At 42.8% G+C, this 15,487-nt stretch carries 12 protein-coding genes; 6 read left to right on the top strand and 6 right to left on the bottom strand.

Annotated elements, in window-relative coordinates; all coding sequences use genetic code 11:
• Window positions 1–120: 120 nt before the first annotated feature.
• On the top strand, window positions 121–324 hold the full coding sequence (locus ACM0OZ_RS07355; RefSeq protein WP_414582138.1) for a hypothetical protein: 204 nt from the start codon (window positions 121–123) through the stop codon (window positions 322–324).
• 293 nt (window positions 325–617) lie between these two features.
• On the opposite strand, the gene ACM0OZ_RS07350 is transcribed toward ACM0OZ_RS07355, so the two are convergent.
• Both ACM0OZ_RS07350 and lysS read right to left on the bottom strand, forming a co-directional pair.
• A complete protein-coding gene (locus tag ACM0OZ_RS07350; RefSeq protein WP_414582137.1) occupies window positions 618–1,457 on the bottom strand; it encodes a PEP-CTERM sorting domain-containing protein in 840 nt (279 codons plus the stop codon).
• A gap of 547 nt (window positions 1,458–2,004) precedes the next feature.
• Window positions 2,005–3,531, bottom strand: a complete 1,527-nt coding sequence (gene lysS / locus ACM0OZ_RS07345) for a lysine--tRNA ligase (RefSeq protein ID WP_414582135.1) — start codon at window positions 3,529–3,531, stop codon at window positions 2,005–2,007.
• 307 nt (window positions 3,532–3,838) lie between these two features.
• Between lysS and ACM0OZ_RS07340 the strand changes: the two genes are divergently transcribed.
• Window positions 3,839–4,078, top strand: a complete 240-nt coding sequence (locus ACM0OZ_RS07340; protein WP_414582134.1) for a DUF2283 domain-containing protein — start codon at window positions 3,839–3,841, stop codon at window positions 4,076–4,078.
• A gap of 328 nt (window positions 4,079–4,406) precedes the next feature.
• On the opposite strand, the gene ACM0OZ_RS07335 is transcribed toward ACM0OZ_RS07340, so the two are convergent.
• Window positions 4,407–5,378, bottom strand: coding sequence for a M48 family metallopeptidase (locus ACM0OZ_RS07335; protein ID WP_414582133.1), 972 nt, complete (start codon window positions 5,376–5,378; stop codon window positions 4,407–4,409).
• Between the two features lie 163 nt (window positions 5,379–5,541).
• Here ACM0OZ_RS07335 and ACM0OZ_RS07330 point away from each other — a divergent pair, with 163 nt between their 5' ends.
• From ACM0OZ_RS07330 to ACM0OZ_RS07320, 3 genes are all read left to right on the top strand, one after another.
• Entirely contained in the window at window positions 5,542–7,143 is a 1,602-nt protein-coding gene (locus tag ACM0OZ_RS07330) for an ATP-dependent DNA helicase (protein ID WP_414582132.1), read from the top strand.
• 125 nt (window positions 7,144–7,268) lie between these two features.
• Window positions 7,269–7,484: a DUF2839 domain-containing protein gene (locus ACM0OZ_RS07325; RefSeq protein ID WP_414582131.1), complete on the top strand. Its 216-nt coding sequence runs from the start codon at window positions 7,269–7,271 to the stop codon at window positions 7,482–7,484.
• 952 nt (window positions 7,485–8,436) lie between these two features.
• A complete protein-coding gene (locus ACM0OZ_RS07320) occupies window positions 8,437–8,781 on the top strand; it encodes a DUF1815 family protein (RefSeq protein WP_096568111.1) in 345 nt (114 codons plus the stop codon).
• 316 nt (window positions 8,782–9,097) lie between these two features.
• Here the strand turns inward: ACM0OZ_RS07320 and ACM0OZ_RS07315 are convergent, their stop codons facing one another.
• On the bottom strand, window positions 9,098–11,182 hold the full coding sequence (locus tag ACM0OZ_RS07315; protein ID WP_414582130.1) for a CHAT domain-containing protein: 2,085 nt from the start codon (window positions 11,180–11,182) through the stop codon (window positions 9,098–9,100).
• A gap of 522 nt (window positions 11,183–11,704) precedes the next feature.
• Here ACM0OZ_RS07315 and ACM0OZ_RS07310 point away from each other — a divergent pair.
• Entirely contained in the window at window positions 11,705–12,211 is a 507-nt protein-coding gene (locus ACM0OZ_RS07310; RefSeq protein WP_414582129.1) for an acyl-CoA thioesterase, read from the top strand.
• A 351-nt stretch (window positions 12,212–12,562) separates the two neighbouring features.
• Here ACM0OZ_RS07310 and ACM0OZ_RS07305 read toward each other — a convergent pair whose 3' ends face one another.
• The gene (locus ACM0OZ_RS07305) at window positions 12,563–12,760 is read right to left on the bottom strand and encodes a hypothetical protein (protein ID WP_414582128.1); all 198 of its coding nucleotides are present in this window, start codon (window positions 12,758–12,760) and stop codon (window positions 12,563–12,565) included.
• A 1,139-nt stretch (window positions 12,761–13,899) separates the two neighbouring features.
• Window positions 13,900–15,096, bottom strand: coding sequence for a 1-deoxy-D-xylulose-5-phosphate reductoisomerase (locus tag ACM0OZ_RS07300; RefSeq protein ID WP_414582127.1), 1,197 nt, complete (start codon window positions 15,094–15,096; stop codon window positions 13,900–13,902).
• Window positions 15,097–15,487 lie beyond the last annotated feature (391 nt).

The following is a 15,487-nucleotide window of genomic DNA, read 5'->3' as shown; positions in this document are numbered from 1 at the left end:
TAGTTCAATAAGCTATTGAGTATAAGCCCCGACAAAGCACGTGGTTTTATTCAATAGCTTTTCTGTTATGTTGATACCAATTCAGACAAATCAACTACTAATTCTCAGGAGAACAATATCATGATTATCAATGATCTGTCTCAGTTAGAAATTGTTGCTGAAGAAGCAAAAGAAGTTCAAGGTGGATTTCAATATCATCCGCAGGCAAATGCAAATGCAAGTGCATTTGCATTTGCATCTGGTAACTATTTTGCTACCACCTATACCACAACTTATACCAATGCATTATCCTACTCGAATGTTATCTCTGGGTCTAATGGCTAAAGATTTGTTGAACGCCGTACTCAGTAGATTGTAGAAATTGCTGAAAGGGTTGTAGAGACGTTGCATGCAACGTCTCTACAGGGTTTGGATGATACACAAACCAATTAAAACTAGTGCGATAGACTACTAGGGCTAAACAAACAAAGCCCGCCTGCGCGGGCTATATATTACTTTCAGGGCATTAAAAGTAGGATTTGGTCTTTTGCTAGGTTTCGTTGCTCAACCTAACCTACCTGAGATACCAACAAAGCAATAAATCGTCTTCAAGTATCAGCGTTTTCCTTGCTTACCAATCAGGAGTCTGAAATAGCTGCTTCGCGTTTGCGTTTCCTGGTCATGCCAAGTATCCCACAACCAAAGAGTAAACTAAGAACTGTCGATGGTTCGGGTGCTTGAACTCTTACCTGATTCGTTTTAATTTCAACTAAAGTGAGATAAGTTGACTTGTCAAAAGTACGGGAATAGTTACCCTTAACAGCAGCTTGAGCAATTTCTTGCGTTCCGCCAAAAGATGTATTATAAGAAGTCTGACCTGGATCTAGGGTGATGCTACTGCTCTGTTTAATTTCAAGAGCATCATCGTTACCTAGAGTCGCTAAATTTCCGGCAATGGTAAAAGAGTCTAAAAGGCTGTTATTTTCGCTGTCGTATAACGCAAATTGTAGTAATCCATTAGCAGTAGCATTTTCCGCTGTTGGATTGTCAATCGATGTTTTGAGATCCAATAACCCATTGAAATCAAAAGAAAATGTTTCGCCAGGTTGTACTAAAAAGTCGTAACCCAGAACCCCTGCAAAGCTTTGCCCCTCTCCAAGATAGCTAGCACCCTGACCTTGAGCTTTGCTACTAGATGAATTGGAGGCAAATGTCAAGGCAGAGTTTGGATCGACTTCAAAATAGGCATTTGCATTGGCATTGGCGTTCACTTGAGCATCTGTGCTAATCGCGTTACTCACAGTATCAGTAATAGTCCTAATACCCAATGGATTGCGATTAAAGTTCTCTATATTCAATGTTGCCTCAGAAGATCCAAAAGTAGCAGCGTGACTGGGTGACGCTACTAATATAGAGCTTGCCATTACCGGAGTAGCCAGTAGCAAAATTCGGTTGATAAGCCCCAGGTGTTGCTTCATACAATCCTCGTTTGTAATTTTTTGATTCTCAGCTGAAAACGCTTGCCTAACGTTAGGTTTGGCAAGTCTGAAAATTGCCACTCTGAAGTCAAGGGCTTTGTAAATCCACAAGCCCTTCTTGCAGTGGTGGCAAGAAGTTTTTTGTTTAATCACAAATCATGGCTTTATCCGTCTTCGTACCCAAAAGACACTAACCATCAAATTGGTAGTATTACGCTGACACCCTGTGCGATGAATTTTTACTTACGTAATTATACTAATACCTTGAAAGAGTGGCTTTTATAAATTTCATGTAAGCTACTATCAATTTTTCTAGAAATTGGATGTTTAAACTGTAAAGCCTAAGTATTTTTAAAGTTGCGATAAATACATATAGTGGCTCATTTCAATTGAGTGGAATACAGGGGTTTGTAGGGGGCACAGCATTGCTGTGCCCCTACCTATGGTGTATCCAACGCCAGAATACTGAATTTAGATACAGCAACAACAAAACCAATCAACCGATGTTTTGAGGGTGTGTTAGGGTTTGCCGTAACGTACCCTAAGGCTATGTAGCTGATTCTGGGGATGATTCGGATTTTTCAGGTTTAAGTAATGGGAATGCGATCGCATCCCGAATACTCGCGCAGTCTGTTAACAACATCACCAACCTGTCAATTCCAATCCCTAACCCACCTGTAGGCGGCATACCATATTCCAACGCGGTCAAGAAATCCTCATCTACCCCTTGCGCTTCCAAATCACCAGCAGCTTTTCGTGCGGCTTGTGCTTCCAAACGTTGGCGCTGGTCGATAGGATCGGTCAACTCTGAGAAGCTGTTGGCAGTTTCCCGTCCAACAACGTATAACTCAAATCGCTCCACCAAACCTGGCTTGGAACGGTGTGGCTTTGCCAGTGGCGAAATTTCCACTGGAAAATCGGTAACAAAGGTAGGCTGAATTAAGTTTTCCTCCACCTTTTGCTCAAAAGCTTGATTCAGGAGCTTGCCAATTGAAGGGCAATCTTCTATATTTTCTAGTCCAGCATTTTTACTCGCTGCTTTTGCTTCTTCTAAAGTTTGGAACGAGTTGAAATCTAAACCTGTATATTCCTTCACCAAATCGTGCATTGTCACGCGCCGCCAAGGGGGAGTCAAATCCACTGGTGTGCCTTGGTAGGTAATTTGTAACGTGCCAAGAACCTCTTGGGCAACGGTGGTAATAATCCCCTCCGTCAATGCCATCATGTCGTTATAGTCGGCATAAGCTTGGTAAATTTCAATTGTGGTAAATTCAGGGTTGTGACGAGTGGAAATTCCCTCGTTCCGGAAAATCCGCCCCAGTTCAAACACCTTTTCAAATCCACCTACAATCAAACGCTTGAGATGGAGTTCCGTCGCAATTCGCAGATACAACTCCATCTCCAAAGTATTGTGGTACGTGATGAACGGACGCGCATCTGCACCTCCTGCTTCTGCTTGGAGAACAGGAGTTTCAATTTCAATAAAATCACGTTGTTCCAAGTACCGACGAATACCAGCCGTAATGAGAGCGCGACGCCGGAAAGTTTGTCGGACTTCAGGGTTTACTATCAAGTCAACGTAACGCTGACGGTATCGCTTAGCAACATCCGTCAACCCATGCCATTTATCAGGTAAAGGCAAAAGGGATTTAGTTAAAATAGTGTATTTTTTTACAAAGACAGATAGCTCGCCCTTTTCAGTCCGTTTGATTGTCCCCTTGGCTCCCAAGATGTCGCCGACATCTGTAAGTTGCTTCAAGTGGTTGAAAGCATCAGCATCAACATCTGTCATGCTTTCTTGAATGCGGTTTTTCTCTAAATAAAGCTGAATTGTGCCGGTTTCATCTTCCAAAGTGAAGAAAGCCAGTTTACCGAAAACGCGACGCGCCATAACGCGCCCAGCCACAGTGACTTCCAAATCAACTTCTTCACCAGTGGGCAAATCGGCAAATTTTTCCTGTAATTCAGCGGCGTGATGGGTTGATTCCCAATGATAGGCATAAGGGTTCATCCCTAGTTGCCTCAGCTGTTCTACTTTTTCCAGCCGCGTAGCACGAATATCTTCTTCCGACATGATTGACGAACTAAATAGGGCAAGACTTCATTATTGTATTTGACCTCTCCGCGTCTTTTCAGACGGAGATTCAAATTCTGAAGCTGAATTCTCAATGCTCAATTCTAACTCTTTTCATTTTCGCTCTTTTCTTTCGACAGGAAACAAGCAGAGCAAGCACTGCACCTGTTGATTTTTGAGACTTTATCATTAGAAGACAGGTTGACTGTTGTAGAGGGTACAAAGTTGCGTTAGCGTCAACTGCTATAAACAGCAGCATAAGCTGTTGGCAGCTGACATCACTAAAAAATGCAGCAAGAGAAATTATATGCACGCAAAGTTACAGTTTGAATACGATCGCTCTGCTGACACCCTCTACATCAACAAGCTTCCTCCATACCCAGAGCAAGAACCAGCAGAAATTGAGTATGGTGTGATTGCTCGTCTGAACCCTACTACTGGTGAAATTGAGAATCTGGAAATTCTGTTCTTTTCCAAAAGGATATCCGAGAAACCGCTTTTGGAACTGCCACTGATAGCAGTTTTTCACTTCGCGCCTACTGCATAATCTTGGGGATTTCCTGCATCAATCCGTATTATTTTTGGTTGTTTAGCTACTAAGTACTGGATTTCATAAATTCGTACCGCAATATGAAGTACCAAAAATAAATTATCCATTATGTAGGGTGGGTTAGGCGCAGGACAGTTGGTCTTTTACATGATAACTAAAGTGCGCCGTAACCCACCATTCTTTCGGTGCATTACTACAAATTGGAGATTTTTTGAATTGCAAGTCCCTAAAACTTGTAATTGCGCTTCCTTTCTTCATAATGCATACGTAAGTCCTGTTGGTGACTTTTCAGGTTATGTGGAAAAATCTACTTCTTACCTAACCCCTACTCAGATTTAGACCTTTTAATGCGATCCATTTCCCTTTGCAATTCTTCAATTTGGCGGCGCAAAGTTTCGACTTCTTCATTTTGGGCAGTCTGCGCTTCTACATTCACTGCTCCCGCAGCGGTTGTTCGCTGATAATTTCCTCTCTTGATTTGCTGATATTCTTCTGATTCTGCCCACTGCCGCAGGTAGTGTATACGTTCCACGGCGAAAGGATGACTGAGCATCGTGCCACGACCGCCGTTGTAAATTAAGAATTTATATATTTGGTTCAGTCCATCTGCATCGAGTCCCTGGTACTCTTCTGACTGACGGATAAACTCTTGTAAACTGCATTCGTTGGCATATTTGATACTACCTCCCGAGACTTTCATCATAGAAGTCATCACAGTGTTCAAATCATCTATCACCAACAACGCGGCGCGGTCTGCTGATAACTCGGCTTTACGCCGCCATTCATAAAAGGCGTAAATTAAACCTTGAGTGACAAAATTACCTATGCCGAAGGTTAGATCCCCGATCGCAGAAGCAGCACTCATTGCCCATATCGCCATTTGAATTAAAATAGTATGACCACATTTAATATGCCCCAGCTCATGGGCTAGCACCGCCCTAATTTCGGCTTCGTTTAGCAAGTCTAATACCCCTGTATTTATGACTATATAAGGATGCTCTTGCCCCAGCGCATAGCTATTTGCTAGGGGATTTTGCTCAACAAATAGTGCAGGTTCTGGATAAATATCCAAATCCCGCACACATTCCCGAAACATCTGGTAAATAGTGGAATATTGGCGTGGCCCGACTTGGATGGTGTTGCCCATTAAATAAATTAACTGAGGGCGTTCTACGAAAAATTCCACAAATTTACGGGCGACAAAATCAAATCCGGGTAAACTGCGTAAGGCAAGTTCTGCTTGGCGATCCAGAGGATGCCTGAAGGCTTCGCTGGAAATTCCTTTGTAAGTTGGCATAATTAGGGGTATTTGGTTACTAGTTAGGAGTTAGGAGTTAGGAGTTAGTAGTTAATATAACAACCAACAACTAACACATAACAACTCACTCCTGAAAGTAACAACATAATAGTAATGGGGCTAAAAGCAACTAAAAAATCACTTTGTATGGGATTAAAAGCGTGTGATTGAAGCAGAAGTTCATTTGTCACTACATAACTTCCTGCGATCGCAGGCGGGTTTCCCTTCGTGGCCACATCATTTGACGATGGCACGGTTGGTAGCTCGCGCCTTGCGGCTAGGACGTAGCGCCCTGATTCAAGTCGGGGCGGCTTGCGGCTATCAAGGGCGGTATCGTACCAGCTTTGTTGCCTCGGCGTTGATGTGGCACGGTCCTGTGATTATTGTTGCCCCACCATCCGTACAGCAACGACTTGCGAAAGTGGAAATACCCCGCCTACAGCAGTGGCTACAAGTTAATAAACCAATTAGAACAGGTGACGCTTGGCCTGGTGGTGAATTCCAAGGACTCCTCCTAGTCTCTCCCCAAGCTTGGTTAAAAGCGCAACTGAGTTCTTGTGAGCATTTTCCGAGTGGCATTCCCACAATTATTGATGGAGTGGACGATTTGGAAGACTGGGTGCGTCAAGAGCTGACTATGAGCTTGGAAGCACATGATTGGGATCAACTTATGCTTGCTTACCCAACGATAGCTGAGGTCATTCGCTCTGCACGGGCGCAACTCACACACGAACTGTTCAAGCGCCCTGCAAATCCCTACGAATGTTATCTCATTTCTCTGGCAGAAGAAGAAATTTTGACCCGTCTGTATTCGGCTTTAGAAATATCCAGCTTACCTGATCCCTGGAAAAACTTCTGGCAGCAATTTCAACACAGAAACGAAATTTCTCCCTTATCTCCCTCATCTCCCTCATCTCCCTCATCCCCCTCATCCCCCCCATCGTCCTCATCCCTACTTTGGACAACGATCGCTCGTCGTCAAGGATTATTTTCTTTGCACTGTGCTCCCATTGAATTAGGAGAAATACTATCGCCAATTTGGCAGCGCCAGCCTGTGGTGTTTGTTGGCAGTGCCTTAGAACCGGAAACTGAAGCTCCCCTGTTCCGCCATCGCTTAGGGTTGGAAGATGAGTTAACCTGCCTGAAGTTTTCCTCAGATACCCAAACAGAAGCGATTCAATTGTACATACCCTACCAGTTACCCCTACCCAACACACCAGAGTTTCAATCAGCATTTATTCACAAAGTTATGACACTGGTGTGCCTCAGCGCTACAGGATCAGGATTGACAGTTATCCTTGTGGGAGATGTGCCCTTGAAAGCTCAAGTGGGGGCAATTCTTGCCTCCGAGTTTGGATCACGGGTGCAGGTGGAAAAAACTTGTTTGGATGAAAATGGGATTTTGGTGACCGGTTGGGAATTTTGGCGTGAGCATCAAAAGGTTTTACCTGCTCCCCAACTTCTGGCGATCGCGACTTTACCTCTGCCATCTCTAGAAAATCCCATAGTGGCAGGTCGAGTGGCGCACTACAAGCGCTTGCATCAAGATTGGTTCCGTTTGTACTTGTTGCCAACTGCTTTGAATGAATTGCAACGGGCTGTAGCCCCATTGCGAGAAAGTAAAGGGATCGTTGCTTTGCTTGATAACCGTGTGATTAACCGTAGCTACGGTGCTCAAATTTTGGCTGCCCTCAGTCCCTTGGCACGCATTAACTACCTCGATCCCAATCTGTTTTCCTCTGCAACAGAAGAGGACTCCGCTTGAGGTTCTCGCCTGCTTGCCTTCTTGCGCAAGCCAGGAATTCACAATTTTGAGTTTTGCATATTTTCTAGCACTCGCTTCCAACCAAGCGCTATCATCACCCTTAGCAGAGATTCATTTTTAACACTATGGGTGAAGCAAAGCGTCGTAAAGCCGCATTGGGAGAAAAACACGGTCAAGATACAACTCGCATCTTGCCGTGGGTTCCTATTACCAAAACCCAAGCAGAAAAACTTGTAGAATTGTCAACCCGTCTGACGTGGGTTGGTATTGGCGGGTTGGTTGTAGCTTGGGTGACAGTTCGTTTCATTGGTCCAGCTTTCGGTTGGTGGCAAGTTGTCTAAACCCAAGCTTAGATAATTTCCCTACACAACAGACAGCCTGGGTTACCCTAGGCTGTCTTAGTTTCTTCTTTGTTAATTTATTTACTATTCGTTCTATCGAATCTAGTATGTAAAGTATACTTGGTGAGGTAATTCTATTCGATCACATTGTATGTAAAAAACCTATTGTTACCAACGCTTTTCGTACTTTTGAGGCTTGAGACTATTGAAAAAGCGTATGCCTAATTCTTTTAAGCCGTTATTCAACTAAGTATAAATCGATAACTAAAAGAATGTCAAAAAAATATCTGCCTAAATGGCAACATGGTTATCTTGAGTTTAGTTATCGTCAGTGTTAAGTCAAACGATTTGGGTTTACACTTGAGATTGTGGATTAGGGAATTTTCCTGTATAGATAGTCACTGTCAAACCAGTTACCTATCCCAATTGAATATTTCAATCTACACATCGTCATCTACCAGTTTCGCCGTATCGCCTAGAGAAGTTGGTGTATATACCTCAAAATTTTTGCACTGCTTAGCGGTTGACACAAATTTGACAAGATATATACATGGTTAAAGATTCTGAAAAGAAGTCTAGCTTCCTGCGAGCAAGGAAGGGTGGCAAGTTAACCTAAAAGTAGCCAATAAAAATACAATATTCGGTATTTTCGGGAGTTGACTTGTGCCGAATATGAGTTACCCTTAAATCGGATTGCTTGAAATACCATCTACTCTGAGTGAATGTAAAGACAATATAAAGACTAGCAATCCTGTCCGATATTTTAGGTCTGCAAACTGAATATTTTGATACGACACGCAAAAACTATATCGACTACCCTGAGTTTGGTAGCCAATTCATGAATATATATGTATCTATGAATTGTAATGAATAGTTTACAATACCACTTGGTAGGAAAATCTAAAGAAAATATAAAAGCAACTCAAATGACTGTGGTGTTTGGAGGGAAAAAGTGTTTCTGAGACTCGCACAACAACATCGGCAATTTGTCCAGGACTTAGTAATGAACTTGCAAGCTTTAGCAATCGTCCTGGAGAGGCGTGGATATCCTGCCTCCTGCTATACCTGCGGCGACCAAATGAATAGTGCTTCGTTTATGGTTAGCCTGGGAGAAAATCATCTCATTCGGTTTTTAGTGTCCGATTACGGGATCACTTGGACGGAAATGCGGGATGATCGCGAATTAATGAAGTTAGAGGGTGCAGAGGCAGTTAACCAGCTACAGGAACTTGCCAATATAGTCAAGCATCCCATGCAAAACAATGTAGGTAATAAAACCTTAGCCAAGCGGTGTTAGAGATTAAAAAGTTAGGAGTTCAGAGTTAAAAGTTAAAAGTTAAGAAATCGTAACTAGTAACTCATTAACTCGAAACTCATAACTTCAATACCTTATTTCAAAGCTCATGAGCATTGCTGCCTAGTACGGCTACGCCCAATTCACGCATTCAAAATGCGAGAGAGCGCAAACTTCGGCTTCCTTTGTGTAGACGCAGAGCGGCTTCTAGGGTATGGTAGCTTTATTTCCGCCGCTCAGTAGTAGTATCCGGTAAGTATCCAAAGCATCTTGACTCTCATTAGAGTGTCAATTCAAATCAGCAAGCAAGCGAAAAGACTTACAAACCATTTCCAATCAAAATAAACGGTGCCCAATAGTAAGGGTGACTGAGGCTACTACCGATGCCTTGCTGTTGAACAGCTACAGGAAAATTTCCTGTAATCAAAGCAATTTGCGCCTGTCGTAAAGCTTGAGCTTTTGTCAACTTGCCTGAGGGTAGCAAGGCATAAAAAGAACTCATTAAAGACTGCGTACCGCCATCATCTACAGCCCATAACGAAGCAATGGCAGAACGGGCACCAGTTTTTTGAATCTGGTAACCAAAGCCGAGAATTTCTTCACCGTTACCTAGCTTTCCTCCTAAGCCGGTTTCACAAGCACTCAACACAACTAAATCAACACGGGGTAAAGACCAGCTAGCGACATCTCTGAGGTTAGCGCGATCGCCATTCCCAAACAAGATAAAAGAATCTTCGGGCTTACCTACGACAAACGCCGCATGAGTTGCTAGATGAACAATTGTATGATCGTCCATTTGCGGCACAGTCGTCTTGAGGGTAAAAGCATCATCTAAAATTTGCGTTGTTCCTGGCACAGTAGCTGCTAAACTTTCCACTTCCCGCTGTGCAAAGGGTAACCCAGAAAAGGTAAGCTGACGATTAGCCACTTTGACCGCGTAACTACCTTTGGTAAAGGCAGCAGCTAAAACGCGCACATTAGATTCCCTTGGGGTGTTAAAGTTAGTCAAACTGGCTGAGGTGATGTGATTCACACCAAAGCGCTGCACGAGCCATTGTTTGCCATCATACAGAGCCGCTAGAGGAATGTAGCGCAACTGGTCATCTGGTGCGTAAATTAGCGTTTGTGTACCTGTTTGCTTCAGGTCGTTTTCTATCGGTTTGATTAACCAGTCATATAATTGCCTTGCGGGTGTTTTGACATCTTCTGTAGTGCGATTTTCTAAGCCTTGGCGAAAAGCTGCAATTGTCTGGTATAACTTTTCTCGTTTGACAGCGACGGTGCGATGAATTGGCGGAGATTCTGGAGTGATCAGGATTAATTCCAAACTGTCTTTTAAAACAAGGGGATACAGAAGTACAGATTTTTCTGGCAATCGTGCCAAATTATCCCGAATCGCATTGAGACTTTCTAAATCCAAATTTTGCTGCCTTGCTGTGCGGCTGATTTGGTCTACCTGTGCCGTCACTGCGGGACTAGAGATGAAATCATAGAATTCATCCATAATTTTTTGCTGAGTCGCCACCAATTCTTCAATCCGCTGTTTCTGTTGCGGTGTTCGCGATTCTGCAGGAATCTCGCGCAGTGATGCCAGTTCTTTACCTTGGGTAACAGCATCATCCAGGGTTTTATCCAACTTTTGTTTAATTTGTCGTTCTGGTGGCACGATCTCAATGCCTTTGACAGTTAGTTGATTACCCTGCACGTTGTGGAGATACTCTTCGAGTTCTTCCACTTTCACCAAATCCATAATCCGTAGCGCTTCCTTGATACGCTTGCCCTTTAGTAATGCTTCACCTAGCGTGCGGTATGTCTGAGCAACAGTCAAATTGTAGGCATCTATTTGCTGTACAGAAAACGCTGCTGGGTTCAAACGAACTTTCTCACGATTGATAACGCAATGTTTGTAAAAGAAAATTGCTAACTCTGGTTTTTGAAGTCGCTCAAATAAGTAACCTAAATTGCTGTAGGTTTTGCCCAAAGCAATATGAGCCTGTCCTGGAGTTTTTTCGTTAAGCTGGAGTTCTTTGTTAATGCGTAAGGCTTGCAGATAATATTTGAGTGCTTGCGAATATTGACCTTGATTTTGGTAAACTCTACCAATGTTGTTGAGCGTTGCAGCATGTACAGAGCGTTCTTCGTTTTCTTGGCTCATGGCTAACGCTTTTTCTAATATCTGCAATGCTTGTGCAAATTTACCTTGCCCAGAGAGTTTGATCCCCTCTTGGTTGAGCCGCGTGACCTGAGATTGGTTATTGTTTTGGGGTAAAGCCTGAGCAGTTTTTCTCGAATTTGGGTGTGCATTTGCAGTCATCAGACGAGTTCCTGGGAATGCCATTCCAGAACTCAGAGAAATCAGTAGTGTAACAAAAACAACTCTAAAAAACCGATTAGGAACATGCATAAAAAAACCTTCCTCTGTCTGCAATTCATTAGTGCTGAGTGCTGATTAAATCCTCACGAATAAATTCAGGGGATTGAACAACAAGGAAAAAGAGTCTTTATTCTCCATGAATAAATTCACGGCGTAAGACCCCTTTTCCTTAACGCGTTTTACTCTGGAAACTGTAAAATAAAAAATTAAAACTTACGCATTGACAAATTTTTAATTATGTGTAGCAATAATGATTTGATTAGTGAAATGGAAGTTAAGCCTTCCTGAGCTTTCCTTGCTGTACTCTTAGTAGGGTGAGCAAAATCAACTTATGCACGCTTGGAAATACAAATAAGAAAGCTTGACGCGTTGAGTCATTGATTCACACAACGATTTTTTTGTAAAGTGCGTAAGTTCTAAAAATGGCACACTCAAGCATTGCTGGCTCACCCTCCGAGGGTGAGGGAGCTACATGAACAAATTGCACACAATATCTAACTTTATGCTATTCCAGATTTGGAAAATCTATTTTTGGCTGCAAAAAACTTTAATATGTCACAGGAAAAATCACAACAACCACAACTTTCATCAACGAGTGCCATTGACACTCCTGCAAGCAGTTCCTTGGAAAATTGGTTTGAATATCCCATAAGAGTTAACCCGCATCATACAGACTATGCAGGCATTGTCTGGCACGGTTCCTACATGGCTTGGTTGGAAGAAGCCCGAGTGGAATGCTTGCGAGCTATTGGGATCGAATATGCTGATTTGGTAGCTTTGGGCTGTGATTTGCCTGTTGTAGAACTCTCGATCCGCTATCACCGTCCTCTTCAGTTAGGTACGGCTGCGGTAGTCAAAACGCGCATGGCTGAGGTGACTGGTGTTCGCATCAACTGGGATTATGCAATTGAATCGCTAGATAGACAACAGTTATATGTCACTGCCAAGGTGACTTTAGTGGCATTAGATCGTGAAAGAGGCAAGATTATGCGTCAGTTGCCTACAACTGTCAAGGATGCTTTGGCACGACTTTCAGGATCAAAAAATCAACCATCTTAGATTATTAGTGGTTATTCCTAGCCTAAGCTTAAACAAACAAAGCTCCGTTCGCGTAGCGTGCGCTTTGCGCTCAGTTCCCGCTTGTTGGGAAACCCCAACGGGAGAGCCAGTTGCCTGCTGTCGGGAAACCCTCCTTCAGCACTGGTCTCACCGCCTGCAGGACTTCTCTCTGGATCACCAGGCTCATTCTATGCATCTTTAAAAAGAATTCGTATTAGTAGTTAGTAGTATTTTTTGAGGAAGAAAGGATTCTGCAGCTACCGCACTGAAAGCATTGCTGAATTCTTACGTTCTGCGTTCTGAGTTCTTCTTCAAAACTAACTACTAACTACTAACACTAAAAAAATGGTATTACCTAACCCTAACAACTTGGGACAAGGTTTGAGGTACCAGTATTATTTGATGCCAGATATCTTGAGGACTAACACCAAAAGCAGCATGCAATAAAACAATAGTAACGGCAGCAATAAACGCAGTCTTCATCGTCGTTTTCACGACTTTTAGTAATAAGGTGAAGACAATCCAAGACACAATTACGGTCGCAAACATAGATACACCGCTTCCTTTAGAATAGTCTTACCAATGAAGGTATTGGAGGAGAAAAAATTTAGTGAATGTAACAATTACAGATGTAAACGCTCTTTTACCCAAGTAAAACCAAAATTTTACTTGGGCTTTTTCCTGTAATTGTTCTGCGCTCACTATACAATAAAACAATGAAAAAATTAGTATGCCGTAAAACCTTCTTTAAAAAATAATTAAAAAAAATATTTTGATTATTTGCTACAGTTTTTTGATACAATGTATATAGGAATTGTTCACGAAAAAAAGTATAAAATTTTTCCTATTATCCTATTATTTACAATAAGAAAAATTAATATTTAGTAAGTTGAAAAAGATACCCGAAAACTGTATCAAGAAATAAGATAGGCAATCTTGTAGCAGTAAGAAATTAGTTCAGAGGGGAAATACTCCGAATCTCTCGTTAGGTAGTTCTACTATAAAATGAGTGATAAGGGACTTCCAAACTAAAAAATATCCAACTTTTCTTGTGGGATGGGCTAAGAAGCCCGTCTTATAAGCTGGGAGGAACCAGGATGCCATTGGTGTCAACTTAACCCAAAACCCTGTCTTTAATCTCGTGCGCGGTGAGACAGAGAAAGCAGGCGGGTTTCCCAACCTAGGGGACTGCGTATCTCTTTCAGAGACGCTGAGCGCAAAGCGCACGCTCCGCGTTGGCGCAGCCTGTCCGTAAGGACTTACGCGAACGCCCAAGCCGCGTGCCGTATCTCCTCCGGAGACGCTGCGCGAACGGCGATAGCCGTGGCCGTACCCACGCTCGCATACCCGAAGGGTGGTCAAAGCTGGAAATGCCCTTGAAGCGGCTCTTTTGCTGTTAAGCAAGGCTTTCCTCCCAGTAGGGATTCCCAGCCTGAGGCTTGGGAACGAGGCAATTTCTAAAAGCTTGTTCTATACTGGTTTTGACCTTAAGTTGACACGTATGCCAGGATGCCCGCTCCACACAAGATTGGATAATTTCTTTGTTGGAAATCCCAAAGTAAATGACTAGCTTGTCTTGTTATACTCTGCTAGCAAATAAAAATTACGCATCAAAATAATTTAGCGTTCAACTGAGTGCTGAACGCTAAATACAGAGGCAGTAAAAACCGAGCGTTGCTAGTAGCTTTTTATCGCAAAGATATTATACGCGAAGGAGTTTGCAGCTTTTCAGTTGCTTTTAAAACTTCCTGTCTTGCCCATTGATCTGCAGCCAAAATATCATCTAAAGAAGGATTTGGATGGTTATCATTTGCGTGGCGATCGCACACCCATTCGATGCACCGAGGAATATCTAAAAACCCAATTTTTTCTTCTAAAAACAAAGCCACGGCTTGCTCATTAGCCGCATTTAATACAGCAGGCATAGAACCACCAGCCCTACCGACTGCATAAGCTAATTTCATGCAAGGATACTTTTGATGATCTGGTTCACGGAAGGTTAAACTTCCAATTTTGACTAAATCTAGGCGTTCCCAATTGGTGTAGATGCGCTCAGGCCAAGATAAAGCATACAGTAAAGGTAAGCGCATATCAGGCCAACCGAGTTGAGCGAGTACCGAGGTATCTTGCAGTTCAATCAGCGAGTGAATAATACTTTGGGGATGAATAACAATCTCGATATTTTCGTAATCCAACCCAAACAGGAAGTGAGCTTCAATCACTTCCAAGCCCTTATTCATTAAAGTAGCAGAGTCAACAGTGATTTTACGTCCCATTGACCAGTTGGGATGCTTGAGGGCATCAGCAACTGTGACCTCTGCTAACTTTTCTACTGCCCAGTCACGGAAAGCGCCACCGGATGCAGTCAATAAAATACGTCGCAAACCTTTATCTGGAAGACCTTGTAAGCATTGAAAGATAGCAGAATGTTCAGAATCGGCTGGTAGTAATTTTACTTTATGCTTTTCGAGCAAAGGTAAAACTACAGGACCTCCAGCAATTAAGGTTTCCTTGTTCGCTAAGGCGATATTTTTACCAGCTTCAATAGCGGCGATGGTAGGTAACAACCCAGCACAACCAACGATACCCGTAACCACGGTTTCGGCATCTCCGTAGCGAGCAACTTCTATGACTCCCGCCTCGCCAGCCAGTAGAATCGGCTGGGGAGCAAGGTCTTTGATTGCTTCTTTCAGTGCTGGCAATTTCTCCTCAGAGCAGATAGCTGCTATGCTTGGTCGAAACTGCCGAATCTGAGAAGCCAACAATTCTACATTGTTCCCAGATGCCAACCCCACAATCCGAAATTGATCGGGGTATTGAGCCACAATGTCTAAAGTCTGAGTACCGATAGAGCCAGTGGAACCAAGAAGAGTTATTGCTTTCACAATTGTTTAAGGATTGACAGACTACATTAATATAAATTGCCAGGGATGCACAAACATGCAGCTTGGTATCTAATTTATTATTTAGGCTGATAAGGAGATCACCAGATGGGGAGCTTGGCTGAGGAATTGAGCCATTTTCTCTAATAATAAAGATATCGCCTTGGGGAATCGGGTTTAGGGGTGTAGGTAAATTTTTCAATTCTGAATTGATTTGCTCTACACCTGTTCACCTGTTGGGGCGCAAAGCATTGTGTCCTTGAACCTCTTTCCAAATCAATTTTCCTTGGTAACAAAAATGTGTATATAGACACTATATATTTAAATAGAATTGCTTAGAATTATATCGAAGGCAGCTAAATTATAACTACTGATAGTCAATAGTTGAAACTTT

The sequence above is a fragment of the Scytonema sp. PCC 10023 genome (genome assembly GCF_963920835.1).
Taxonomy (GTDB): domain Bacteria; phylum Cyanobacteriota; class Cyanobacteriia; order Cyanobacteriales; family Nostocaceae; genus Kalymmatonema.
This window is presented reverse-complemented; position numbering and strand designations above follow the sequence as displayed.